The organism is Pseudomonas sp. DR48 (assembly GCF_019823085.1).
Lineage (GTDB): Bacteria > Pseudomonadota > Gammaproteobacteria > Pseudomonadales > Pseudomonadaceae > Aquipseudomonas.
On record NZ_CP081946.1, the window covers coordinates 216,455 to 240,165 of the forward strand.

General features: G+C 60.1%; 24 protein-coding genes. 11 read left to right on the forward strand and 13 right to left on the reverse strand.

Annotated elements, in window-relative coordinates:
* Nucleotides 1–5: 5 nt before the first annotated feature.
* Together fabB and K5K95_RS00985 are read left to right on the forward strand one after the other, a co-directional pair.
* Nucleotides 6–1,226: a beta-ketoacyl-ACP synthase I gene (gene fabB, locus K5K95_RS00980; protein ID WP_222588033.1), complete on the forward strand. Its 1,221-nt coding sequence runs from the start codon at nt 6–8 to the stop codon at nt 1,224–1,226.
* Between the two features lie 392 nt (nt 1,227–1,618).
* Nucleotides 1,619–1,807 (forward strand): hypothetical protein, encoded by a 189-nt coding sequence (locus K5K95_RS00985; RefSeq protein ID WP_090186910.1) that lies wholly within the window; start codon nt 1,619–1,621, stop codon nt 1,805–1,807.
* 76 nt (nt 1,808–1,883) lie between these two features.
* Here the strand turns inward: K5K95_RS00985 and K5K95_RS00990 are convergent, their stop codons facing one another.
* From K5K95_RS00990 to K5K95_RS01025, 8 genes are all read right to left on the reverse strand, one after another.
* Nucleotides 1,884–2,426 carry a DUF2058 domain-containing protein gene (locus tag K5K95_RS00990; protein ID WP_208669451.1) on the reverse strand — a complete coding sequence of 181 codons (543 nt, stop codon included), beginning with the start codon at nt 2,424–2,426 and terminating at the stop codon, nt 1,884–1,886.
* 28 nt (nt 2,427–2,454) lie between these two features.
* Complete coding sequence (gene mazG / locus K5K95_RS00995) at nt 2,455–3,288, reverse strand: nucleoside triphosphate pyrophosphohydrolase (protein ID WP_090188863.1); 834 nt, start codon at nt 3,286–3,288, stop codon at nt 2,455–2,457.
* A gap of 119 nt (nt 3,289–3,407) precedes the next feature.
* The gene (relA, locus tag K5K95_RS01000; protein WP_090186916.1) at nt 3,408–5,651 is read right to left on the reverse strand and encodes a GTP diphosphokinase; all 2,244 of its coding nucleotides are present in this window, start codon (nt 5,649–5,651) and stop codon (nt 3,408–3,410) included.
* Nucleotides 5,652–5,773: 122 nt separating this feature from the next.
* Nucleotides 5,774–7,126 carry a 23S rRNA (uracil(1939)-C(5))-methyltransferase RlmD gene (rlmD, locus tag K5K95_RS01005; RefSeq protein WP_222588034.1) on the reverse strand — a complete coding sequence of 451 codons (1,353 nt, stop codon included), beginning with the start codon at nt 7,124–7,126 and terminating at the stop codon, nt 5,774–5,776.
* Complete coding sequence (gene cysM / locus K5K95_RS01010; RefSeq protein WP_084321990.1) at nt 7,126–8,028, reverse strand: cysteine synthase CysM; 903 nt, start codon at nt 8,026–8,028, stop codon at nt 7,126–7,128. Before cysM ends, rlmD begins: the two co-directional genes overlap by 1 nt.
* Nucleotides 8,029–8,142: 114 nt before the next feature.
* Nucleotides 8,143–9,165: a YhcG family protein gene (locus K5K95_RS01015; protein WP_222588035.1), complete on the reverse strand. Its 1,023-nt coding sequence runs from the start codon at nt 9,163–9,165 to the stop codon at nt 8,143–8,145.
* Nucleotides 9,166–9,348: 183 nt separating this feature from the next.
* Nucleotides 9,349–10,779, reverse strand: a complete 1,431-nt coding sequence (locus tag K5K95_RS01020) for a sensor histidine kinase (RefSeq protein WP_222588036.1) — start codon at nt 10,777–10,779, stop codon at nt 9,349–9,351.
* Nucleotides 10,766–11,488 carry a response regulator transcription factor gene (locus K5K95_RS01025; RefSeq protein ID WP_222588037.1) on the reverse strand — a complete coding sequence of 241 codons (723 nt, stop codon included), beginning with the start codon at nt 11,486–11,488 and terminating at the stop codon, nt 10,766–10,768. Before K5K95_RS01025 ends, K5K95_RS01020 begins: the two co-directional genes overlap by 14 nt.
* A gap of 214 nt (nt 11,489–11,702) precedes the next feature.
* Between K5K95_RS01025 and K5K95_RS01030 the strand changes: the two genes are divergently transcribed.
* Nucleotides 11,703–14,456 (forward strand): response regulator, encoded by a 2,754-nt coding sequence (locus tag K5K95_RS01030; RefSeq protein WP_222588038.1) that lies wholly within the window; start codon nt 11,703–11,705, stop codon nt 14,454–14,456.
* An 83-nt stretch (nt 14,457–14,539) separates the two neighbouring features.
* A complete protein-coding gene (locus K5K95_RS01035; RefSeq protein WP_222588039.1) occupies nt 14,540–15,529 on the forward strand; it encodes a 2-hydroxyacid dehydrogenase in 990 nt (329 codons plus the stop codon).
* 6 nt (nt 15,530–15,535) lie between these two features.
* Here the strand turns inward: K5K95_RS01035 and K5K95_RS01040 are convergent, their stop codons facing one another.
* A complete protein-coding gene (locus K5K95_RS01040) occupies nt 15,536–15,943 on the reverse strand; it encodes a hypothetical protein (RefSeq protein ID WP_222588040.1) in 408 nt (135 codons plus the stop codon).
* 134 nt (nt 15,944–16,077) lie between these two features.
* Here K5K95_RS01040 and K5K95_RS01045 point away from each other — a divergent pair, with 134 nt between their 5' ends.
* Together K5K95_RS01045 and K5K95_RS01050 are read left to right on the forward strand one after the other, a co-directional pair.
* Entirely contained in the window at nt 16,078–16,512 is a 435-nt protein-coding gene (locus K5K95_RS01045) for a hypothetical protein (protein ID WP_033056853.1), read from the forward strand.
* Nucleotides 16,512–16,916, forward strand: coding sequence for an META domain-containing protein (locus K5K95_RS01050; RefSeq protein ID WP_222588041.1), 405 nt, complete (start codon nt 16,512–16,514; stop codon nt 16,914–16,916). The genes K5K95_RS01045 and K5K95_RS01050 overlap by 1 nt, the downstream gene beginning before the upstream one ends.
* Before the next feature lie 160 nt (nt 16,917–17,076).
* Here the strand turns inward: K5K95_RS01050 and K5K95_RS01055 are convergent, their stop codons facing one another.
* Complete coding sequence (locus tag K5K95_RS01055; RefSeq protein WP_222588042.1) at nt 17,077–17,544, reverse strand: TlpA disulfide reductase family protein; 468 nt, start codon at nt 17,542–17,544, stop codon at nt 17,077–17,079.
* A gap of 114 nt (nt 17,545–17,658) precedes the next feature.
* Here K5K95_RS01055 and arsC point away from each other — a divergent pair, with 114 nt between their 5' ends.
* Genes arsC through K5K95_RS01070 form a run of 3 tightly spaced genes read left to right on the forward strand, consistent with a single transcriptional unit; the run spans nt 17,659 to nt 19,032 of the window.
* Nucleotides 17,659–18,012: an arsenate reductase (glutaredoxin) gene (gene arsC, locus K5K95_RS01060; protein ID WP_090186951.1), complete on the forward strand. Its 354-nt coding sequence runs from the start codon at nt 17,659–17,661 to the stop codon at nt 18,010–18,012.
* Entirely contained in the window at nt 18,009–18,605 is a 597-nt protein-coding gene (gene wrbA / locus K5K95_RS01065; RefSeq protein ID WP_090186954.1) for an NAD(P)H:quinone oxidoreductase, read from the forward strand. The genes arsC and wrbA overlap by 4 nt, the downstream gene beginning before the upstream one ends.
* 1 nt (nt 18,606) lies before the next feature.
* Complete coding sequence (locus K5K95_RS01070) at nt 18,607–19,032, forward strand: DUF2069 domain-containing protein (protein WP_222588043.1); 426 nt, start codon at nt 18,607–18,609, stop codon at nt 19,030–19,032.
* 99 nt (nt 19,033–19,131) lie between these two features.
* Here K5K95_RS01070 and K5K95_RS01075 read toward each other — a convergent pair whose 3' ends face one another.
* Both K5K95_RS01075 and ttcA read right to left on the reverse strand, forming a co-directional pair.
* Nucleotides 19,132–19,806, reverse strand: a complete 675-nt coding sequence (locus K5K95_RS01075; protein WP_222588044.1) for a DNA-3-methyladenine glycosylase I — start codon at nt 19,804–19,806, stop codon at nt 19,132–19,134.
* Between the two features lie 132 nt (nt 19,807–19,938).
* On the reverse strand, nt 19,939–20,763 hold the full coding sequence (ttcA, locus tag K5K95_RS01080; RefSeq protein WP_090186962.1) for a tRNA 2-thiocytidine(32) synthetase TtcA: 825 nt from the start codon (nt 20,761–20,763) through the stop codon (nt 19,939–19,941).
* 369 nt (nt 20,764–21,132) lie between these two features.
* On the opposite strand from ttcA, the gene K5K95_RS01085 reads away from it, so the two are divergent.
* On the forward strand, nt 21,133–21,735 hold the full coding sequence (locus K5K95_RS01085) for a Yip1 family protein (protein WP_090186965.1): 603 nt from the start codon (nt 21,133–21,135) through the stop codon (nt 21,733–21,735).
* Nucleotides 21,736–21,892: 157 nt separating this feature from the next.
* The gene (locus tag K5K95_RS01090; protein ID WP_222588045.1) at nt 21,893–22,387 is read left to right on the forward strand and encodes a SprT family zinc-dependent metalloprotease; all 495 of its coding nucleotides are present in this window, start codon (nt 21,893–21,895) and stop codon (nt 22,385–22,387) included.
* Nucleotides 22,388–22,508: 121 nt separating this feature from the next.
* Here K5K95_RS01090 and K5K95_RS01095 read toward each other — a convergent pair whose 3' ends face one another.
* Nucleotides 22,509–23,690, reverse strand: coding sequence for a CaiB/BaiF CoA transferase family protein (locus K5K95_RS01095; RefSeq protein WP_222588046.1), 1,182 nt, complete (start codon nt 23,688–23,690; stop codon nt 22,509–22,511).
* Nucleotides 23,691–23,711: the final 21 nt, after the last annotated feature.

A 23,711-nucleotide genomic window follows, 5' to 3' on the forward strand; every position in this document is an offset into this window, starting at 1 on the left:
TCCGCATGCGCCGCGTCGTTATCACTGGTCTGGGCATCGTTTCGTGCCTGGGCAATGACAAAGAGACCGTCTCCGCTAACCTGCGTGCAAGCCGCCCTGGCATCCGGTTCAACCCGGAATATGCTGAAATGGGTCTGCGTAGCCAGGTTTCCGGCTCCATCGACCTTCCACTCGAAGAGCTGATCGATCGCAAGATCTATCGCTTCGTCGGCCACGCGGCGGCTTACGCCTACCTGGCCATGAAAGACGCTATCGCCGACTCCGGTCTGACCGAAGAGCAAGTCTCCAACCCGCGTACCGGCCTGATCGCCGGTTCCGGTGGTGCCTCCACGCTGAACCAGATGGAAGCGCTGGACATCCTGCGCGAGAAAGGCGTGAAGCGCGTTGGCCCATACCGCGTCACGCGGACCATGAGCAGCACTGTTTCCGCTTGCCTGGCCACCCCGTTCAAGATCAAGGGCCTGAACTACTCCATCGCTTCTGCCTGCGCCACCAGTGCTCACTGCATCGGTACCGCCATGGAACAGATCCAGATGGGCAAGCAGGACATCGTGTTCGCTGGCGGCGGTGAAGAAGAACATTGGAGCCAGTCGTTCCTGTTCGACGCCATGGGCGCACTGTCCAGCCAGTACAACGAAACCCCGGAAAAAGCTTCCCGTGCCTACGACGCCAAGCGTGACGGTTTCGTCATCGCCGGCGGTGGCGGCATGGTCGTGGTCGAGGAGCTGGAACACGCTCTGGCTCGCGGCGCGAAGATCTACGCGGAAATCGTTGGCTACGGCGCGACCTCCGACGGCTACGACATGGTCGCTCCAAGCGGCGAAGGCGCCATCCGCTGCATGCAGATGGCCATGTCCACCGTCGATGCTCCGATCGACTACCTGAACACCCACGGCACCTCGACTCCGGTCGGCGACGTCATGGAAATGAAAGGTGTGCGTGAAGTGTTCGGCGACAAGGCTCCGGCCATCAGCTCCACCAAGAGCCTGTCGGGTCACTCCCTGGGCGCCGCCGGCGTTCACGAAGCGATCTACTGCATGCTGATGATGGAAGGCAACTTCATGGCGGGTTCCGCCAACATCGACGAACTGGACCCGGAAGTGGCAGACATGCCGATCCTGACCAAGACGCGCGAAGACGCCACCATCAACACCGTGATGAGCAACAGCTTCGGCTTCGGTGGCACCAATGCCACGCTGGTACTGAAGCGCTGGACCGGCAAGTAATACTCCGCCGTCTCGCAGCACAAAAAACGCCCCGACTGGTTCGGGGCGTTTTTTTTCGCCTGAATAATGGAGAACACCGTGTGGGAGTGAGCCTGCTCGCGATAGCGGATGTCCAGACAACACATCCGTCGACTGAAACACCGCAATCGCGAGCAGGCTCACTCCCACAGTGTCGGTGTTGAACCCGGGTTTTCTTCAATGAAAACATGAAGTTTTTGTCATAAAACCCAACGCCCTGCGACCGAATGCCGCGGGCTTGAAGGGCTGCAGGACTTTTGCAGAATTGGCAATTGTCCATTACAAAATCCGGTTATTTACTTAGCAGGCTAACAAAACTTATAACGGAGTCCTGCACATGCCTTGCTGCAGATAACAGAGATTGGAGCTAGCAGATGACTGTAAAAGTAACTGAACGCGACGATTCACATAAATCCCATGAAGGCGTAGCCGCCGGTATCCGCATCTGGGACGTACATCAACAAGACATGCTGGTGGGGATGTTCCACTCCGAGACCGATGCCCACAGCTACAAGGCCGAACTGGAAAAACTGGAGCAACAACGAGAGCTCCGATCCGCATAAGCAATGACAGCATTGAAAACGACAAACCCCGCCATGAGCGGGGTTTGTCTTTATTGCGATTGCGGTCTCTACAGCCTTACCACATCAGATCATCAGGAATCTGATAGGCCGCATACGGATCGTCCTCGGCGATGACGTCTTCGGTCTTCACGTTCATCTGCACGATACGCTGCGGATCGCGCTCCTGAATCTTCAGAGCGGCTTCACGCGGGATCACTTCATAGCCGCCGGCATGGTGCACGATCGCCAGCGAACCGTTGCTGAGCTTGTTGCGCATCAGGGTGTTGACGCAGATGCGCTTGACCTTCTTGTCATCGACGAAGTTGTAGTAGTCCTCGGTGGTCAGCTTCGGCAGGCGCGAGACTTCGATCAATTGCTTGACCTGGGCCGCACGGGCCTTCGCCTCGGCTTTCTCCTGTTGCTGACGGTTCAGCTCCTGGTCACGCTTGACCTTCTCGGCCATCGCTTCCTGGGCCGCACGCTGCTGCGAGTCATCGAGTTCGATCTGACCTTTATGGGCCAGGCGCTGCTGCTTCTGCTTCTCTTTGCCGACCTGTTTGGCCTGCTTCTGGTTGACCAGCCCTGCTTTGAGCAACTGGTCGCGAAGGGAAATGCTCATGGTGCTTATTTCTCACTTAGGCCACTGCTCAACCGCAGCTGGACACATTCTTTTCCTGACGTTTGGCTTCGCCCCACAAGGCGTCCAACTCTTCGAGGGTGCAATCTTCCATGGGACGATGGGTGTCGCGCAATGCCTGTTCGATAAAACGGAAGCGTCTTTCGAACTTGCTGTTGGCGCCACGCAATGCAGTTTCCGGATCGACCTTCAGATGACGCGCCAGATTGACCACGGAAAACAGCAAGTCGCCGACTTCATCGGCAATCGCTACCGGATCGTTATCGGCCATGGCTTCGAGTATTTCATCGAGCTCTTCGCGAACCTTGTCCAGCACCGGCAAGGCGTGCGGCCAGTCGAAACCGACCTGCCCTGCGCGCTTTTGCAATTTGGCCGAACGAGACAACGCCGGCAACGCGGCGGGCACGTCGTCGAGCAATGACAGCTGCTGCGGGGCGACAGATTTCTCGGCACGTTCTTCGGCCTTGATCTCTTCCCAGCGCTGCTTGACCTGTTCTTCACTCAGGCGCGGGACATCCAGCGGTGCGTACAGATCGCCGGTCGGAAACACGTGCGGATGACGACGGATCAGCTTGCGCGTAATGCTGTCGATCACCCCGGCGAATTCGAAGCGCCCTTCTTCCCGGGCCAGCTGGCTGTAATAAACCACCTGGAACAGCAAATCACCAAGCTCACCCTGCAAGTGATCGAAGTCACCGCGCTCGATGGCATCGGCGACCTCGTAGGCTTCCTCAAGGGTATGCGGGACGATGGTGGCGTAGGTTTGCTTGATGTCCCACGGGCAACCGAATTGCGGGTCGCGCAAGCGGCTCATCAGGTGCAGCAAGTCTTCGAGTGAATACATCAATCAGTCTCTACAAGAACCTGTGGGAGCTGGCCTGCCAGCGATGACATCACCTCGACGCTACTGAAAGACCGAGGTGCCTGCATCGCTGGCAGGCCAGCTCCCACACGGGTACATCTTCAAGGTGTCCGGTTACGCCGGGTTTCGATGATGTTCGGCAACTGGGAAATCCGTCCCAGCAACCGCCCCAGTGCATCCAGCCCGGGAATCTCGATGGTCAGGGACATCAACGCGGTGTTGTCCTCTTTATTCGAGCGGGTGTTGACCGCCAGCACGTTGATCCGCTCGTTAAGCAGCACCTGCGACACGTCACGCAGCAAACCGGAACGGTCGTAAGCGCGGATGATGATGTCCACCGGGTAAGTGAGCACCGGCACCGGGCCCCAGCTGACCTGGATGATCCGCTCCGGCTCGCGCCCGGCCAGTTGCAGCACCGAGGCGCAGTCCTGACGGTGAATGCTCACGCCGCGACCCTGGGTGATGTAACCGACGATCGCATCGCCCGGCAACGGCTGGCAGCAGCCGGCCATTTGCGTCATCAGGTTGCCGACGCCCTGGATCTGAATGTCGCCACGCTTGCCCGGTTTGTAGCCGGTGGCTTTGCGCGGGATCAGTTCCAGCTGTTCGTTGCCGCGTTCCGGCTCGACCAGTTGCTGCGCCAGGTTCACCAGTTGCGCCAGGCGCAAATCGCCGGCGCCCAACGCCGCGTACATGTCCTCGGCGGTCTTCATGTTGGCCTTGTCGGCCAGCTTGTCGAAGTCCACCGCCGGCAGACCGAGGCGACTCAGCTCACGTTCGAGCAAGGTTTTGCCGGCCGCGACGTTCTGGTCGCGAGCCTGCAATTTGAACCAGTGAACGATCTTCGCCCGCGCCCGCGAAGTGGTGATGTAACCCAGGTTCGGGTTCAGCCAGTCGCGGCTCGGCGTGCCGTGCTTGCTGGTGATGATCTCGACCTGTTCACCGGTTTGCAGGCTGTAGTTGAGCGGTACGATGCGCCCGTTGATCTTCGCGCCACGGCAGTTGTGGCCGATTTCGGTGTGCACACGGTAGGCGAAGTCCAGCGGCGTCGCGCCCTTGGGCAAGTCGATGGCGTGGCCGTCCGGGGTGAAGATGTAGACCCGGTCCGGTTCGATATCGACACGCAGCTGCTCGGCCAGACCACCGATATCGCCCAGCTCTTCATGCCACTCGAGCACCTGACGTAGCCAGGAGATTTTCTCTTCGTAGTGATTGGAGCCGGATTTGACGTCGGTGCCCTTGTAGCGCCAGTGCGCGCAAACGCCCAGCTCGGCTTCCTCGTGCATGGCGTGGGTGCGGATCTGCACCTCCAGCACTTTGCCTTCGGGGCCGATCACTGCGGTGTGCAGCGAGCGGTAGCCGTTCTCTTTCGGGTTGGCGATGTAGTCGTCGAATTCTTTCGGGATGTGCCGCCACAAGGTGTGGACGATGCCGAGCGCGGTGTAGCAATCGCGCATTTCCGGCACCAGCACGCGCACGGCACGCACGTCGTAGATCTGGCTGAACTCCAGACCCTTGCGCTGCATTTTGCGCCAGATCGAATAGATGTGTTTGGCCCGGCCACTGATGTCGGCGTCGACGCCGGTAGCGGTCAGCTCATTCTTCAGCTGACTCATCACATCGGCGATGAAGCGCTCGCGATCCAGCCGCCGCTCGTGGAGCAACTTGGCGATCTGCTTGTACTGATCGGGCTCGAGGTAACGGAAGGACAAGTCCTCCAGCTCCCACTTGATATGACCGATACCGAGACGGTGAGCCAGCGGCGCGTAGATGTCGAAGACTTCACGGGCCACGCGATTGCGCTTTTCATCGTCGGCGGTTTTCACCGCACGGATCGCACAGGTGCGTTCGGCCAGCTTGATCAGCGCGACGCGAACGTCGTCGACCATCGCCACGAGCATCTTGCGCAGGTTTTCGACCTGGCCCTGAGTGCCCAGCACCAGCGATTGACGGGGGCTCAGGCTGGCGCTGATCGCCGCCATGCGCAACACGCCGTCGATAAGTTTGGCGACCACCGGACCGAAGCGCTGGCTCACGGCCGGCAATTCGATCTGGCCTTCGCGCACGCCGCGGTACAAGACCGCCGCGACCAACGAATCCTGATCAAGTTTGAGGTCGGCGAGAATCTCGGCGATCTCAAGGCCCGTGCGGAAACTGGAGGTCCCTTCGGACCACAGGTTTTTCGCCGCATTGGCTTGTTGTTCAGACGTACGAGCGAACTCGCACGCTTCCTTCAAGGCTTCGCGATCCAGTGCCAGATCGACACTGACCGCGTGATCGAGCCAAGCCTCGAGATTGATACTGCCGTCGGTGTTGATCGGCTGGTGTGCTCTCACCTGTACCATCTTGCTTACCTTCCCTACGACGCAGATTCAATGCGTCAATTCGCTGACCTTCATTGCCCGATTGCCCTCACGGGGCTAATGCGAGAGCTGCACGGGCGGCCAGTCGGACCAGACGAGCCGTCCTAGCTCGCTTCAAATAACGCCATGGCCTCGACATGTGCCGTCTGAGGAAACATATCGAGAATCCCGGCACGTTTTAACCGGTAGCCCTGCTTGATCAATTCAACCGTGTCGCGCGCCAGCGTTGCCGGGTTGCACGACACATACACCAACCGCTTGGCACCCAGCGATGCCAGCGTGCGCACGACCTCGAAAGCACCGTCACGCGGTGGGTCCAAGAGTACCGCACAAAAGCCTTCGCGCGCCCACTCGGCATCGGTCAAAGGCTGGGATAAATCGGCCTGAAAAAAATGCGCATTATGAAGATTATTGCTAGCCGCATTTTCGGCCGCCCGCTCGACCATCGCTTGCACGCCTTCGACCGCCACCACTTCGCGAACGGCTTTGGCCAGCGGCAAGGCGAAGTTGCCTAACCCACAGAATAGATCGAGAACCCGTTCCTGCGCTGTCGGCTTCAACCAGTCCAGTGCCTGGGCAATCATCGCTTCGTTGACCCCGGCGTTGACCTGAATGAAATCTCCGGGCCGGTACGCCAGGTTCAAGTCCCACTGTTCAAGGCGATAACCCAGGGATTGCCCCGCCTCGACCGGTTGCGGTTCACCTTCCCCGTGCAGCCACAGCTGGGCTTCATGGGCGGCGCAGAATTCCTTGAGAATGGTCAGGTCGGCATCGGACAACGGCGCCATGTGCCGCAGCAACACCGCCAATGACGAGCCGCTGAACAACTCCACATGGCCCAGCGCTTGCGGTTTGCTCAAGCGCCGCAACATTTCCGGCAAGCCGGTCATGATGGGCTGCAAGGGCTGAACCAGCACCGGGCATTCATTGATTGCAACGATGTCCTGACTGCCCGCCGCACGGAAACCGACTTCGAGTTTTTTCGCTTTCATGTCCCAGCGCACCGCCACGCGGGCGCGACGACGGTAACCGAATTCCGGTCCGCTCAACGGTGCCGCCCACTCTTGGGGTTCAACGCCGGCGACCTTCGACAGTTGCTCGGCGAGCATGCTCTGCTTGAGGGCGAGTTGTTCGTTGTGCGGCAGGTGTTGCACGCTGCAACCGCCACAGCGACCGGCATGCGGACACGGCGCCGGACGACGCAATTCGCTGGCCTGGAATACACGCTCGGTGCGTGCCTCGACGACTTTGCCGCGGGCACCCAACACGCGCACCTCAACCTCTTCACCCGCCAATGCGCCGATGACGAACCAGGTGCGACCTTCGAAAAACGCGATGCCACGACCGTCATTGGCGAGGCGCTCGATGCTCAAGCGCTGCTTTTTGCCGGTCGGGATTTGCGGGGCCTTGCTACCGCCGGTGGGCTGGAAGCGCAGGCCTCTCTCTTGCTTGGCCATCAGTTGGGCGCGTCGAAAATGCCGGTCGACAAGTAACGGTCGCCTCGGTCGCAGATGATCGCGACGATCACCGCGTTTTCAACTTCTTTGGAAAGACGCAGCATCGCGGCCACCGCGCCGCCCGAAGAAACGCCGCAGAAGATGCCTTCTTCGCGGGCCAGACGACGGGTTACGTCTTCGGCCTCGCTTTGCGCCATGTCGACGATCCGGTCAACGCGATCAGCCTGGTAAATCTTCGGCAGGTATTCTTGCGGCCAGCGACGGATGCCCGGAATCGCCGAGCCTTCCATCGGTTGCAGGCCGATGATCTGTACGTTCTCGTTCTGCTCTTTCAAGTAGCGCGAGACGCCCATGATGGTGCCAGTGGTGCCCATCGAGCTGACGAAATGCGTGATGGTGCCCTCGGTCTGACGCCAGATTTCCGGGCCGGTGGTGGTGTAATGCGCCTCGGGGTTATCGCCGTTGGCGAACTGGTCCAGCACCTTGCCCCGGCCTTCGGCCTCCATGCGCTGGGCAAGATCGCGAGCGCCTTCCATGCCTTCTTCCTGGGTGACCAGGATCAGCTCGGCGCCATACGCCGTCATCGCGGCCTTGCGCTCGGCGCTGGAGTTGTCCGGCATGATCAGGATCATCTTGTAACCCTTGATCGCCGCGGCCATCGCCAGGGCGATCCCGGTGTTGCCCGAGGTCGCTTCGATCAGCGTATCGCCGACATGAATCTGCCCGCGCAGTTCAGCGCGGGTGATCATCGACAGCGCCGGACGGTCCTTGACCGAACCCGCCGGGTTATTCCCTTCGAGCTTGAGCAAAAGGGTGTTGCTGGTGGCGCCAGGCAGGCGCTGCAAACGGACCAGCGGAGTGTTGCCGACGCAATCGGCGATGGTTGGGTACTGCAAGGTCATGGCGTATTCGCAATCCAGACTGCGGGGGCGCCTATCATACCGGCAAACGTGCGCAGGCCATATCACGCAAAGTGCGGTGCTTATGGCTTATGGGAATAAGCAGCCTGAGCGTGTTCAGAATTCCTCCGCTTGCGCGACATTCAATGCATAGAACTCATGCAATTTGGCCTGCAACAGCTGCTTGTCCGGTAGCTGGACCTGATACTCGGCGATCAGTGCAGGCGACAGACTGCGGTTAAGTGCGTATTCGACTACCTCGTCCTCTTTGCTGGCGCAGAGCAATACACCGATGGAGGGGTTTTCGTGGGGTTTGCGCTCCTTGCGATCCAGCGCTTCCAGATAGAAGTTCAGCTTGCCCAAATACTCCGGTTTAAACCGACCGACCTTAAGCTCAATGGCTACAAGACAATTAAGGCCACGGTGGAAGAACAGTAGATCCAGTGCAAAATCACACCCACCCACTTGCAGCGGATACTCGGAACCGACAAAACAGAAATCGCGACCGAGCTCGCTCAGAAACTCTTTGAGCCGCGCCATCAACCCTTTATGTAAATCGGTTTCAGCATGGCTGCCGGGCAAGTCGAGAAACTCGAGCATGTAGGCATCACGGAATATCTCAAGCGCTGACGGATGAGTTTGTCTCAGCACCGCAGATATTTTTGCCGGTTGGGTCACACTGCGCTCAAAAAGTGCGGCCTTGAACTGACGTTCGAGTTCGCGCTTCGACCATTTTTCCTGAACTGCCAATCGGACGTAAAACTCCCGCTCTTCCGGCCGTTTACTCTGGCTGAAAATGATCAGGTTGTGCGACCAGGACAATTGTCGCACCAGTGGTGCGACTTTCTCTTCAGCGTGATAAGTCTCATAGAACTGGCGCATGCGAAACAAGTTTGACCGGGTAAAGCCACGCAACCCCGGCTGAGTGCTGGCCAGATGCTCAGCCAACTGACTGACCACTGAGTCCCCCCACTCGGCCCGTTCCAGCTTGCGACTGATGTAAGCACCCACCTGCCAATACAGCTCAATCAACTGGGTATTCACCGCCTGCATGGCCTGCTGTTTGGCACGTTGAATCAGTGCAAGCACTTCATTGAAGCGGTCGTCGGTTGCATTGTCGGGGACGCTGGATGCATTCATGCCGGACTCCTGAGGAAGAGGAAAAACGCGAGTCTATTCAGTAGAGTCAAGCTGAAGGTGTCGGTAATACGCTTTAGGAAACGTCGTACAAAAAAACGGGAACGCTCCGGCGAAACCGGCTTTTTGGTGGCTGGGAGGGCCTCATCGCGAGCAGGCTCACTCCTACAGGGGGATTGGGGGTGATCACACCATTTGTGGGCGACACACATCTAATGTGGGAGTGAGCCTGCTCGCGATGGCGTCATCACTGGCAATGTCATCATCCGCCACCAACCGCATATTCAACCGCAACCCGGTCCCGGTGTTCTCGGCCCAAAGGCTCCCGCCCTGACGCTTCACCGCATTCCTGGCGATGCTCAATCCCAAGCCAAACCCGCCATCCCCCGGCCGCGAGCCGTCGAGGCGAATGAACGGACTGAAGATCCGCTCAAGATCCGCGTCAGCCACCCCGCCGCCCTCATCCTCCAGCCACACCTGCCAGAAGTCACCATCGCGCTCTGCGCCAAGACGGACGATGCCGCCGCTTGGGGAATGACGAATGGCATTGCGCAGGATGTTTTCCAGCGCCTGCGCCAAGGTGTTGAGATGGCCGCGAACCCAGCACGACGAATCCACCGAACAGTGCAACTGACTGGCCGGCCAGCCAGTTTCATAGCAGGCGTTTTCCGTGAGCATTTCCCACAGCGCCTGAATCTGGATCGCGTCGTCGGGCAGCGGTGCGCGTTCGGTGTCGAGCCAGGCCAGTTGCAGCGTGTCCTCCACCAGACGCTGCATGCCATCGACTTCCCGAGCGATACGCTCACGCAATTGCGGCAGCCCCTGCTCGCTTTCGCTGGCGACCCGCAATCGGCTCAGCGGCGTCCGCAGTTCGTGGGACAGGTCGCGCAGTAATTGCTGTTGCAGGGCCACGCTGCTTTGCAGGCGCTCGGCCATGTGATCGAACGCCCGACCCAGCTCACCCAGTTCATCCGGACGATTGGTGGTGTTGCTCGATAGGCGCACATTCAACTGGTCGACGCGCCAGGCGTTGGCTTGTTCACGCAAGCTGTTCAACGGTACGACCAGCAGCCGATAAAGACCGACGCACAGCAATAACGTGAATAGCCCGGGAATGATGCCGTTGGTGATCACGCGCCAGAACACCCGGTATTGGCCGGGCATGAAGCGCTGGGGCAGTTCGATCACCAGGCTGCCGACCGCCGGGTCGTTTGGAAAAGGGATTCTCAACCAGGGCAGCCCCTTGGTATGGAGACTCGTTGGCCAATCCAGCCCACGCAAAAAGGTCAGGCGCTGGACTTCCTTGTCGGTCAGCGGGTAGCTGCTCAAGGACTGCAAATCACCTCCGATGACTCCGACCCACGTGGTTTCACGCGTGCCCAGCTCCTGCAGCCAGGCATCGATGCCTGCGTTCTGGCGGTGATTCCAGGCATGCTCGGCTTCGGCGGCGTAGCGGGTCAGCGTGCCCCGGGCCTCGTCGGAGAGGAACAGGTTCTTCTGCTCCATGTATCGACCCCAGGACCAGCTCAGCCAGATCATCAACAGACAGAACGCCACCAAAAGGCACGCCAGTTTCCAGAACAGTGAATGCCGGCCCGGCAGGTCAGACCATTTCATCGCCGGCACTCAAGACGTAACCCTTGCCCCAGACCGTGCGCACTTTGCGCTCGGTGTAACCGATGGCGTTGAGCTTGCGACGGATCTGGCTGATATGCATGTCCAGGCTGCGGTCATGGGCCGCGTACCCGCGTTGCAGCACGTGCTGATAAAGGAAGGCCTTGCTCAACACTTCATCGCCATTGCGGTTGAGCGTTTCCAGCAAACGGTACTCGCTGCGGGTCAGGCCGGCGGCATGCTCGCCGTAAAAAACCTCGTACCGTTCATCGTCAAAACGCAGGCTATCCAGGGAAGGCGCAATCGGTGACGGTTGCGGTCGACGGTCAAGCGCTACCCGGCGCAGGATCGCCTCGATGCGCACCCGCAACTCGGCGATACTGAAGGGTTTGGGCAAGTAATCGTCGGCCCCCAGACGAAAACCGCTGATGCGGTCCGCCTCGGCGCCCAGCGCCGACATCAGCACCACCGGGGTGGAATGACTTTGTCGCAATTGCGTCAGCACGTTGAGCCCGTCCAGCCCCGGCAGCAGAATATCCATCAACACCACATCGAAGGTTTGCGCACGCGCGATGGCCAGGCCCTCTCGGCCGTTCTGGCACCAGGTCACCTGAAACCCACAGCGCCCCAAATGCTCGTGCACGTAAGCACCAAGCACAAGGTCGTCTTCGATGGACAGGATTCGGGGATGGCCAACAGAGATGGGAGTCATGAGTATCTGCAAATAATTCTCAGTTGTCGATTATTCAAGATTGCCTGCCGATGGGCAACCCAAGCTTTGCCCATGACGCTAAAGCGCTGATCCGGTCGACGAATAACGACATCAATTTTACGAAGATTGCCCGCATGCAAATCGCTACACTGCCCAAGTGGCGCGTGCCGGATGTACGCGCAGGTCAATCAATAGCTGGATGCAGGAGAGATGCGTGCTCACGAAACTGGGAATTAAAGGCCGCGTGCTGTTGCTGACCCTGTTGCCGACCACCCTGATGGCGTTGGTCCTGGGCGGCTATTTCACCTGGATGCAGCAATCGGACCTGCAAACCCAACTGATGCAACGCGGTGAAATGATCGCCGAACAGCTCGCGCCGCTGGTCGCTCCGGCCATGAGCCACAAGGACAGCGAGCTGCTGGAGCGCATCGCTACCCAGTCGCTGGAAACAACCGACGTTCGCGCCGTGACCTTCCTCGCCCCCGACCGCACGCCGCTGGCCCATGCCGGCCCGACCATGCTCAATCAGGCGCCCATGGGCAATGGCTCGCAGATGCTGCGCCGCAGTGGCAACGATGCCACACGTTATCTGCTGCCGGTGTTCGGCAAACACCGCAACCTGGCCGGTGACTTGATTCCCGAAGAAGCCGATCTGCTACTGGGCTGGGTCGAACTCGAACTGTCCCACAACGGCATGCTGCTGCGCGGTTACCGCAGCCTGTTCGCCAGCCTGCTGTTGATCGGCGCTGGCCTGGCCGGTGCGACACTGTTGGCGTTGCGCATGGGCCGCACGATCAACCGACCGATCAGCCAGATCAAACTGGCGGTGGCGCAACTCAAGGACGGTCACCTCGAAACCCGCCTGCCGCCGCTTGGCAGCCAGGAACTGGATGAGTTGGCGTCCGGCATCAACCGCATGGCCGGCACGTTGCAAAACGCTCAGGAAGAATTGCAGCACAGCGTCGATCAGGCCACCGAAGACGTGCGCCAGAACCTGGAAACCATCGAGATCCAGAACATCGAGCTGGACCTGGCACGCAAGGAAGCGCTGGAAGCGAGCCGGATCAAATCCGAGTTCCTGGCCAACATGAGTCATGAAATCCGCACGCCGCTCAACGGCATTCTCGGCTTCACCCACCTGCTGCAAAAAAGCGAATTGACCCCACGCCAGCTCGATTATCTAGGCACGATCGAGAAATCCGCCGACAGCCTGCTGGGGATCATCAACGAGATCCTCGACTTCTCGAAAATCGAGGCCGGCAAACTGGTACTCGACAATATCCCGTTCAACCTGCGCGACCTGCTGCAAGACACCTTGACCATCCTCGCCCCGGCCGCCCACGCCAAACAGCTTGAACTGGTGAGCCTGGTGTACCGCGACACGCCGTTATCGCTGGTGGGCGATCCGCTGCGACTCAAGCAGATCCTCACCAACCTGGTGAGCAACGCAATCAAGTTCACCCGCGAGGGCACCATCGTCGCCCGCGCCATGCTTGAAGAAGAGCATGAAGACAGCGTGCAACTGCGTATCAGCATTCAGGACACCGGCATCGGCCTGTCGAACCAGGACGTGCGTGCGCTGTTCCAGGCGTTCAGCCAGGCCGACAATTCGCTGTCGCGCCAGCCGGGGGGCACCGGCCTGGGGCTGGTGATTTCCAAGCGGTTGATCGAACAGATGGGTGGCGAGATCGGTGTCGACAGCACGCCGGGGGAAGGCTCGGAATTCTGGATCAGCCTCAGCCTGCCCAAAACCCGCGATGATGCCGAAGACCTGCCCGGCCCGCCGTTGCTCGGGCGCCGCGTGGCGGTGCTGGAAAACCATGAGCTGGCGCGTCAGGCATTGCAACATCAACTGGAGGATTGCGGCCTCGCGGTGACGCCGTTCAATACCCTGGAAAGCCTGGCCAATGGCGTGACCGGCGCGCATCAGACCGATCAGGCGATCGATCTGGCGGTGCTCGGCATCACCAGCAACGACATGCCGCCCGAGCGCCTCAACCAGCACATCTGGGACCTCGAACACCTGGGCTGCAAAGTGCTGGTGCTGTGCCCGACCACCGAACAGACGCTGTTTCATCTTTCGGTACCCAATCCGCACAGCCAGCTTCAAGCCAAACCGGCCTGCACCCGCAAACTGCGTCGGGCATTGTCCGATCTGGTCAACCCGCGCCAACAGCGCAGCGAGCCTGGCGAGCCGGTGTCGAGCCGCGCGCCGAAAGTGCTGTGCGTCGACGACAACCCGGCCAACCTGTTGCTGGTGCAAACCCTGCTCGAAGACATGGGCGCCAAGGTTCTTGCGGTGGAAAGCGGTTACGCGGCGGTCAAAGCTGTGCAAACCGAAACCTTCGACCTGGTGCTGATGGACGTGCAAATGCCCGGCATGGACGGGCGCCAAAGCACCGAAGCGATTCGCCAATGGGAAACCGAACGGCACTGCACGCCGTTGCCCATTGTCGCCCTCACCGCCCACGCCATGGCCAACGAAAAACGCGCCCTGCTGCAAAGTGGTATGGACGACTACCTGACCAAACCGATCAGCGAGCGGCAACTGGCGCAGGTGGTGCTGAAGTGGACCGGCCTGGCGTTGCGCAATCACGGACCGGAGCGTTCCAGCGACAGCCTAGGCATCGCTCATGAGTTGCAGGTGCTCGACCACGACGAAGGTTTGCGCTTGGCCGCCGGCAAAGCCGATCTGGCGGCGGATATGCTGGCGATGTTGCTGGCGTCCCTGGAGGCGGACCGCGAGGCGATTCGCGTTGCTCGTGAGAACAACGACCACAACGCCCTGATCGAGCGCGTTCACCGCTTGCACGGGGCGACGCGTTATTGCGGTGTGCCGCAACTGCGTGCTGCCTGTCAGCGCAGCGAAACCTTGCTCAAGCAACAGGACCCCAAAGCCACCGGAGCGCTGGAAGAACTCGACCGCGCGATCAATCGCCTGGCCGCCCACGCCCGGATCAACGCTTGATGCAGCGCAATGGCGCTGATCTCCACCAGCGCTAATCTCAGTGGGGTCCTGTAAGTCTTGACCACGTTATCCAGGAGGCCACCATGCGCACGATTCTATTCAGCAGCCAGACCTACGACCGCGACAGCTTTCTGAGCTGCGATCTGCCCGCCGGTATTGAACTGCAGTTTCAGTCCGCACGGCTGAGCCTCGACACGGTGGCGCTGGCCGATGCTCACGAGGTGGTCTGCGCCTTTATCAATGATGACCTCAGCGCCCCGGTGCTCGAACGTTTGGCGGCGGGCGGCACACGGCTGATCGCCCTGCGCTCGGCCGGCTACAACCACGTTGATCTGGCAGCGGCAAAGCGCTTGGGACTTTCGGTTGTGCGGGTCCCGGCCTATTCGCCGCATGCCGTGGCCGAGCACGCGGTGGCGCTGATCCTGGCGCTCAATCGCCGCTTGCACCGCGCCTACAACCGCACTCGCGAAGGGGATTTCAGCTTGCACGGGCTGACGGGGTTCGATTTGGTGGGCAAGACCGTCGGCGTGGTCGGCACCGGGCAGATCGGCGCGACCTTCGCCAAAATCATGAACGGCTTCGGCTGCCAGTTGCTGGCCTACGATCCCTATCCGAATCCTCAGGTCGAGGCCCTTGGCGCCCGCTACCTCAGTTTGCCGCAACTGTTGGCCGAGTCGCAGATCATCAGCCTGCACTGCCCACTGAATGAGCAGAGCAAACACTTGATCAACAGCGAATCACTGGCGCACATGCAGCCCGGCGCCATGTTGATCAACACCGGGCGTGGCGGCTTGGTCGACACGCCAGCGCTGATTGACGCACTGAAGGACGGCCAACTGGGTTATCTGGGGCTGGATGTGTATGAAGAAGAGGCGCAGTTGTTCTTCGAGGATCGTTCCGACTTGCCGTTGCAGGACGATGTGCTGGCGCGGTTGCTGACCTTTCCGAACGTGATCATCACCGCGCACCAGGCCTTCCTGACCCGCGAAGCCTTGGCGGCGATTGCCGCGACGACCTTGCAGAACATCGCAGCCTGGGCCGCCGGAACGCCGCTGAATCAGGTCGAGGGTTGATTGCTATCAGGCCTTGGACAACAGGATCATCAGCCCCAGCCAGCCGAAGCCCAGCAAACGCTGCCCCACTGAATGCCCGCGACGCAGCAGGAACCAGACAAAAAACGGCGGCATGAAGAAAATCATCAGTTTCAGCCAGAGCTCCACCGGACGCGGCCCGTTGAGAACCGGTGTTGGTGTGGCGGCCTGAACCTCGGCCGGGCCCTGGGTTTTGCGTTTGCGTCCAAATGCAGCCGGGGTCACCCTTGCCACTTTCTCATCCGCCGGCAAACGCCCGAAAGAAAGCGGTGCTGCTGCAGGCGCTGGCGTCGACGTGGTCGCTTGCACCGTTCCCGCCGGGGCACCGCAATGAATGCAAGCAGGCGCCGTGGAGCTGATGCTCTGCTTGCACTCATAACATTCGATTAACGCCATGTCCGTTCCTTAGAGATGCAAAAGCGGCAGTTTGCCATGAGTCGGTGGGTAATTTGAACCTGATCGAAGGTCATCTGCCCGCGCCATGCTGCGTGCAGGCCCGTGATAGCATACCGCGCATATTTGGAGGACCCATGGTCGAACACGATTTCCGCTACAGCCTGATGAACCCGCAACACACCCTCACCGAATGCCGCGCCCTCGTGCCGGGGCGTTATCAAGTCACCGGCAACGGCGGCTCGATTCGTAATAATGACGTGCTGGTCGTGACCCTCAAAGGTGCCAAGGACTTGTCCATGCGCCTGACCGTTGAAACGGTTCGCCACTTGATCAATCCGCCAGGCCAATGGGTCGCAGTGGCCAGTGGTCCGGTGTTTGGCGAATTGGCGATCCACACCTGGAAAGTCAATTGCGACAGCTGCGCCAAAGAGCTGAGTTTCGAGTTTGCGGTCGACGCCAAGCTGGGCAACAAGGCTGAAAAACCGGCGGCCACCGCGCGGATTGCCGAGCTGGGCTGGACCACCGTTGGCGAGAAGCACCTGTGCCCGAAATGCCAGGAGCCCGCGTAATGAAACGCCTTGCTCTACCCGCAATCGTTGGTGCCAGCCTGATGGGCTGCGCTGCCGAGCCGGTACAACTTGAACAAAATCGCAGCTACATTCTGGAATGGATCGGCGAACGTCCGCTGATGGATTACAGCCACCTGACCATCACCCTGGGTGATGACGGTCGGGCCTACGGTAACGGCGGCTGCAACCATTGGTTCGCGCCGTACACGATAGATGGCGATAAGCTGAGCTTCGGCAAGATCGGCAGCACCCGCAAGCTGTGTGCGCCGGCAGTCATGGAGCAGGAACAGCGCTTCTTGCAGGCGCTGGAAGGCGTGCAGCGCTGGGACGTATCGCCGATCGAGCAGATGCGTTTCTGGCCGGCCGAGGGCAAGCCGTTGCGCTGGTGGCTTGAAGAAGGTTGATCCCTCTGGCTGATCGTTCCCACGTCGAGGCGTGCTGATCGTTCCCACGCTCTGCGTGGGAATGCATCCTGTGACGCTCTGCGTCACGATTTGCGAAGGGACGCGGAGCGTCCCGGGCGGCATTCCCACGCAGAGCGTGGGAACGATCATCATCAGCGGGTCATTTGACCGCCTGCAACGCCTGGAGCTTGGCCATTACCCCCGCCGCTGTCTGCTCGCCCATCAGTTGTTCACGCACCTTGCCCCGGTTATCGATGATGTACGTCACCGGCAGCGCCTCGCTGCGTGGCAATTCAAAAAGATCGGCCGGGTCCGACGCCAGCACCGTGAACTTGATCCCCAGTTTTTCACTGGCGCTTTTCAGCTCTTCACCCTGCACATTGTCGAAATTGACCCCGAACACACCGATCTTTTTGTCTTTCAACTGCTCGGCCAGCACATTCAACTCCGGAATCTCCGTCCGGCACGGGCCACACCATTCGGCCCAGTAGTTGAGCACCACCCATTGTTTGTCCAGGCGTTCGGCGGCGACTTTGTGACCGTTCTGGTCGATGCCATAGTCGTTGCCGCAGCCCCCCAGCATCAACGCGCCAATGATTGCCAATGCCGCTGCCAGTCGCCTTGTCATGTCGTGTTCCTTGTTCAAAATTGAATGCGCCTGCGACCCATCGCCTCGCAAGGTTCTGGATTGCGCGCTGCCCAGTTAGAATAGCCGCCACCTTACGCAAGATGCGACCCGCACATGACCGATCTGACGCTTTATCACAATCCGCGCTGCTCGAAATCCCGCGGTGCGCTCGAACTGCTCGAAGCCCGTGGCCTGGCCCCGACCGTGGTCCGTTACCTGGAAACGCCGCTGGACGCCGCGCAAATCCAGAGTCTGCTGACCAAGCTCGGCATCAGCGCCCGGCAACTGCTGCGCACCGGTGAGGAGGAGTACAAAACCCTCAACCTGGCCGACGCCAGCCTGAGCGAGGCGCAATTGATCGCTGCCATCGCCGCTCACCCGAAACTCATGGAGCGACCGATTCTGGAAGTCGGCGATAAAGCTATCATCGGCCGTCCGCCGGAAAATGTGCTGGAGTTGCTGCCGTGAGCGCACCGTACATTCTGGTTCTGTATTACAGCCGTAGCGGCTCGACCAATGAAATGGCGCGGCAGATTGCCCGTGGTGTCGAACAGGCCGGAATGGAAGCGCGGTTGCGCACCGTGCCGGCGATCTCCACCGAATGCGAAGCCGTGTCGCCGGACATTCCCGACGAAGGCGCGCTGTACGCCAGCCTCGACGATTTGAAAAACTGCGCAGGCCTGGCCTTGGGCAGCCCGACCCGTTTCGGCAACATGGCGGCGCCGCTCAAGTACTTTCTCGATGGCACCAGCAACCTGTGGCTGACCGGCGCCCTGGTGGGCAAACCGGCTGGCGTCTTCACCTCGACCGCAAGCCTGCACGGCGGCCAGGAAACCACGCTGCTGTCGATGATGCTGCCGTTGCTGCACCACGGCATGCTGATCACTGGCCTGCCCTACAGCGAATCGGCCCTGCTGGAAACCCGCGGCGGCGGCACGCCTTACGGTGCCAGCCATCACGCCGGGGCCGATGGCAAACAGGGATTGAACCAGCATGAAGTCGCACTGTGCCGGGCGCTTGGCCTGCGGCTGGCGAAGACTGCACTGAAGCTGGAGGGCTGACATGGCGAAGAAGCCAAAGATTCTGCCCGCCATCGAATGGCTCGAACCGAGAGTCCGGGCGATGCGGGTTGTCAGCCTGTTGTGCTTTTTCGGACTGGTGGGGTTGTTGTGCGTCTACTACCTGCTGGTCGCCGACCTGCATGGCGCGCGGCCGTGGGTGATTCTGCTGATCGAGTTGGTGCCCCTGCTGTTATTGGCGCCGGGGATGATAGTCGGCAGCGCACGCGGGCATTCGTGGATGTGTTTTGTGGTGAACCTGTATTTCATCAAGGGCGCGTTGGCCGCGTATGACCCGAACCGGCAGCTGTTCGGTTTGCTGGAGATGGGCGCAAGCCTGGCGGTGTTTTGCTCGGCGTTGCTGTATGTGCGGTGGCGGTTTCAGTTGAATCGCAAGCTCGCCGGCGAAGGCGAGACTTCCGCTGCCTGACAGATTGCAATCGCCAGCAGGCTGGCTCCCACATTGGACCTGTGTACGCCACAGATCCAATGTGGGAGCCAGCCTGCTGGCGATTGCCGCGACTCGGTCTCAATGATTGACGGTGTACGCGAGCATCATCGAAATCTGGCTCATCGCCCGACCGCCGCTCTGTTCATGCCACTGGTTGAACACATCCTGCACCAACGCCTGATCGCGCAGACTGGTCGGCACCTTGTCGACGATCTTCTGCGCGTTCAACGCTGCGACCACGTCGTAGCTCGGTACAAACGTGTCCTTGCCGACCATGCGCAAGAAGCGCGGCGCCGACAGCCCGCCCAATTGATGCCCGCGTTTTTTCAGGAAGGTCCACAAGCCGACGATGTCGGTCACCGGCCAGTCGGCGATCAATTCGCCAAAGCTGCCCTTTTCATGAGCCACATCCAGAATGAACTGCGCATTGCGCGGCACGCTCTTGAGCTTGCCCAAGTGACGGATGATCCGCGCGTCCTGCATCAGGCGCTCCAGGTGCTCGGCGCTCATCAGCACGACTTTTTCCGGGTCGAACTTGAAGAACACTTCTTCGAAGGCCGGCCACTTGGCATCCACCAGGCTGTGCTTGAGGCCGGCGCGAAACACGCGCAGCGCCATGGTCGAAAGGTAGCGATCATCGCTGATCTTGCGCAATTGCGCCGGGGTCTTGGGAACGGGCAGATGGGCTTCCAGTTCAGCCGCCGAACCGAAGCGGTTCAGACAGTATTCGTGCAGCCACTTGTAATCGCGCATGCCCTCTCCAGATGAATAAGTGAAATAGACCCATGTGGGAGCCAGCCTGCTGGCGATGGCGGTGGGTCAGTCAACAATGATGTGTCTGACCCACCGCCATCGCCAGCAGGCTAGCTCCCACAGTGATTGTGTTTAGAGGTTCACGACATTGACGAACCGCGACGCGGCGGTTTCGTCGATACGCAGGTTGGTGAAGTCGAACAGGTTGCGGTCCGCCAGTTGCGACGGGATGACGTTTTGCAAGCTGCGGAAGATGCTTTCGGTGCGTCCCGGGGTCTTGCGCTCCCACTCCTGCAACATCTCCTTGACCACTTGGCGCTGCAGGTTTTCCTGAGAACCGCAGAGGTTGCACGGGATGATCGGGAATTGCTTTAAGTCCGAGTACGCCTGGATGTCTTTTTCGTTGCAGTAGGCCAGCGGGCGGATCACCACGTTGCGGCCATCGTCGGCGCGCAACTTGGGTGGCATGGCTTTGAGCGAGCCGTTGAAGAACATATTGAGGAAGAACGTCTCGACGATGTCGTCGCGGTGGTGACCCAGGGCCATTTTGGTCGCACCGATTTCGTCGGCGAAGGTGTAGAGCGTGCCGCGACGCAGGCGTGAGCACAACGAGCAGGTGGTCTTGCCTTCCGGGATCAGCTCCTTGACCACTGAATAGGTGTCTTTCTCGACGATGTGGTACTCGATGCCCAGGGTTTTCAAGTAAGCCGGCAGCACTTCTTCGGGGAAGCCTGGCTGTTTCTGGTCCATGTTCACGGCCACGATTTCAAACTTGATCGGCGCGACCTTCTGCAAATGCAGCAGCACGTCGAGCATGGTGTAGCTGTCCTTGCCCCCGGACAGGCAGACCATGACCTTGTCGCCGTCTTCAATCATGTTGAAATCGGCAACAGCTTCACCGGCCTGACGGCGCAGGCGCTTTTGCAGTTTGTTCTGGTTGACCGTGAGTGTGCCCATGACGCGAATCCGTGAATGTGACGAAAGGCCGGCATTTTACGCAAAAACGCTCCGTGGGCGAAGGGCCCACCGTCCACTGTGGGAGCGGGCTTGCTCGCGAAGACGGAGTGTCAGTCGAAACCATATTGCCTGACACTCCGCTTTCGCAAGCAAGCCCGTCCCACAGGGATTGTGGTGACAGACCCCGCAGCGATTAACAGGTCTGTTTACAGCGCGATTTGCTCTAACGCCCCTGCACCTGCGCCGTAAAGACCTTTCTATACTGCGACATAAGGTCGCTGACATATCCAGACCTATTACTTACTTGGCCACTTTGGCCTGTAAGCGCTCCACTGGGGGGCGACGGTAAAAACAAGAGGAGTGACTGGCATGATCCATCACGTAGTGGGGCTCTTCACCCACCCCGACCAGGAATGGAAACAAATCCGTGGCGACCAAGAGGAAAGCATCAGCCACATGTACCTGACTCACACGCTGATTCTGGCGGCGATCCCTGCCGTGTCGGCATTTATCGGCACCACTCAGGTCGGCTGGGTCATTGGCAGCCGGGCTCCGGTGATGCTGACCCATGAAAGCGCGCTATGGATGACAATCATGTCGTACCTGGCGATGCTCGGCGGTGTCGCGGTGATGGGCGCATTCATCCACTGGATGGCCCGCACGTATGACGCCAATCCGAGTCTGGCCCGTTGTGTTGCGTTTGCAACCTATACCGCGACACCGCTGTTCATTGGCGGTCTGGCGGCGCTGTATCCACACATGTGGCTGGGGATGATCGTCGGGACGGCGGCCATCTGCTATACCGTTTACCTGTTGTATGTGGGCTTACCAACCTTCATGAACATTCCATCGGACGAGGGATTCCTGTTTTCCAGTTCAGTGCTAGCCGTAGGCCTGGTGGTGCTGGTGGCCATCATGGCGTTTACCGTTATTGTCTGGGGACTCGGCGTGGGGCCGGTCTATACCAATTAGCAACTCACCCACTAATAACCAGATCTGCCAATACAGGCCGCCGCAAGGCGGCCTTCTAATGCCCAAGCACAAAGAAGGTGACGACCACTCGGCACATCGACGATTCGCAAGGCCCCGGCGTTGCGGCATACTCGACGTCTCTGGAGATCCATCAAGCATGCCCGAGCAACTCAATACCCGCGTCGAAGACTGTTACCAACTCGCCGAATCCTTTTTCAAACGCTCTTTCAAACGCCCCGTGGTGAGCCTCAAGCTGCGCGGGCAAAAAGCCGGTGTCGCGCATTTGCACGAGAACCTGCTGCGCTTCAATCCTCAGTTGTACCGGGAAAACACCGAAGACTTCCTCAAGCAGACCGTGGCCCATGAAGTCGCGCACCTGATCGCCCATCAACTGTTCGGCGACCGCATCCAGCCGCACGGCGAAGAGTGGCAATTGATCATGCGCGGCGTGTATGAATTGCCGCCCAACCGCTGCCACACCTACGACGTCAAACGCCGCAGCGTGACGCGCTATATCTATAAATGCCCGTGCGCCGACAGCGACTTTCCGTTTTCCGCCCAGCGCCATAGCCTGGTGCGGCAAGGGCGGCGGTATTTGTGCCGCAGATGCCGCAGTACATTGGTGTTTAGCGGGGAGATGCGGGTCGAATAGGTCCGATTTGTGGTGTCTGGTCTGGCCTCTTCGCGGGCAAGCCCGCTCCCACACTGGATTTATGTCACGCCGAAAATCCCCTGTGGGAGCGGGCTTGCCCGCGAAGAGGCCGCCACAGGCGCTAGAGAATCACCTGGGCGCGCCGCAATGCTTCAATCCGTTGCGCGCTAAACCCCAACTCCGCCAACACCTCATCCGTATGCTGCCCCAGCGACGCGCCAACATGCCGGGGTTCTGGCAATCCATCTGAAAACTTCAACGGACAAGCCATCTGTGGCTGGGTCGAGCCATCCCCACGCGGCACCTCAGTCACCAGCTCGCGCGCCTTGAGCTGCGGATGCCGCACCGCCTCACCCAGGCTCAATACCGGTTCGACACACGCATCGAGTTCGGCAAACAGGGAACACAACTCGGCAAAGTCGTGCTTCTCGAATTCGGTCTTCAGCGCTTCCTTGAGCTTCTTTTGCTGGGCCGGCTGAGGCGACAAGCCCAGCGCCGACAGCTCCTCCAGCCCCAACGCCGTACACAATTGCTTCATGAAGCCCGGCTCCAGACTGCCCACCGATAACCAGCGCCCGTCCCGCGAGCGGTAATAGTCGTAGAAGCTGCCGCCATTGAGCATTTGATCTTCCCTGCCCGGCTCCACGCCGCACGCCAGGTAACCGGCGCCCGTCATGGCGTTCAGGCTGAAGGCGCAGTCGGTCATGCTCACGTCCAGGTGCTGCCCCACCCCGGATTGTTGCCGGGCGATCACTGCCGCCAGCAGGCCGATGACCCCATGCAGCGAGCCGCCGGCGACATCCGCCACCTGCATGCCCAGCGGCAACGGCCCACTGTCGGCGCGACCGGTGTAGCTCGCCAACCCTGCCAGCGCCAGGTAATTGATGTCGTGGCCGGCGCGATCCTTGTAGGGGCCGGTCTGCCCGTAGCCGGTGATCGACACGTAGATCAGCCTCGGATTGATCGCCTTCAACGCTTCATACCCCAGCCCCAGGCGTTCCATCACGCCGGGACGGAATTGCTCCAGCACGATGTCGTGGTCCGCCAGCAACTGCTTGATCACCTCCAGCGCCTCGGGTTGCTTGAGGTCCAGCGCCAGGCTGCGCTTGTTGCGATTGAGGTAGGCGTGGCTGGCAGACACACCGTGATCGTGCGGCGGCAAGACCCGTAGCAGGTCCATGCGGGTCGGCGATTCGATGCGCAATACCTCGGCGCCCATGTCCGCCAGCAATAACGAGGCAAATGGCCCCGGCAGCAATGTCGAAAAATCCAGAACCTTGAGTGATGCCAGTGGACCGAGCATGAGCAATCTCCGTGAGCGATG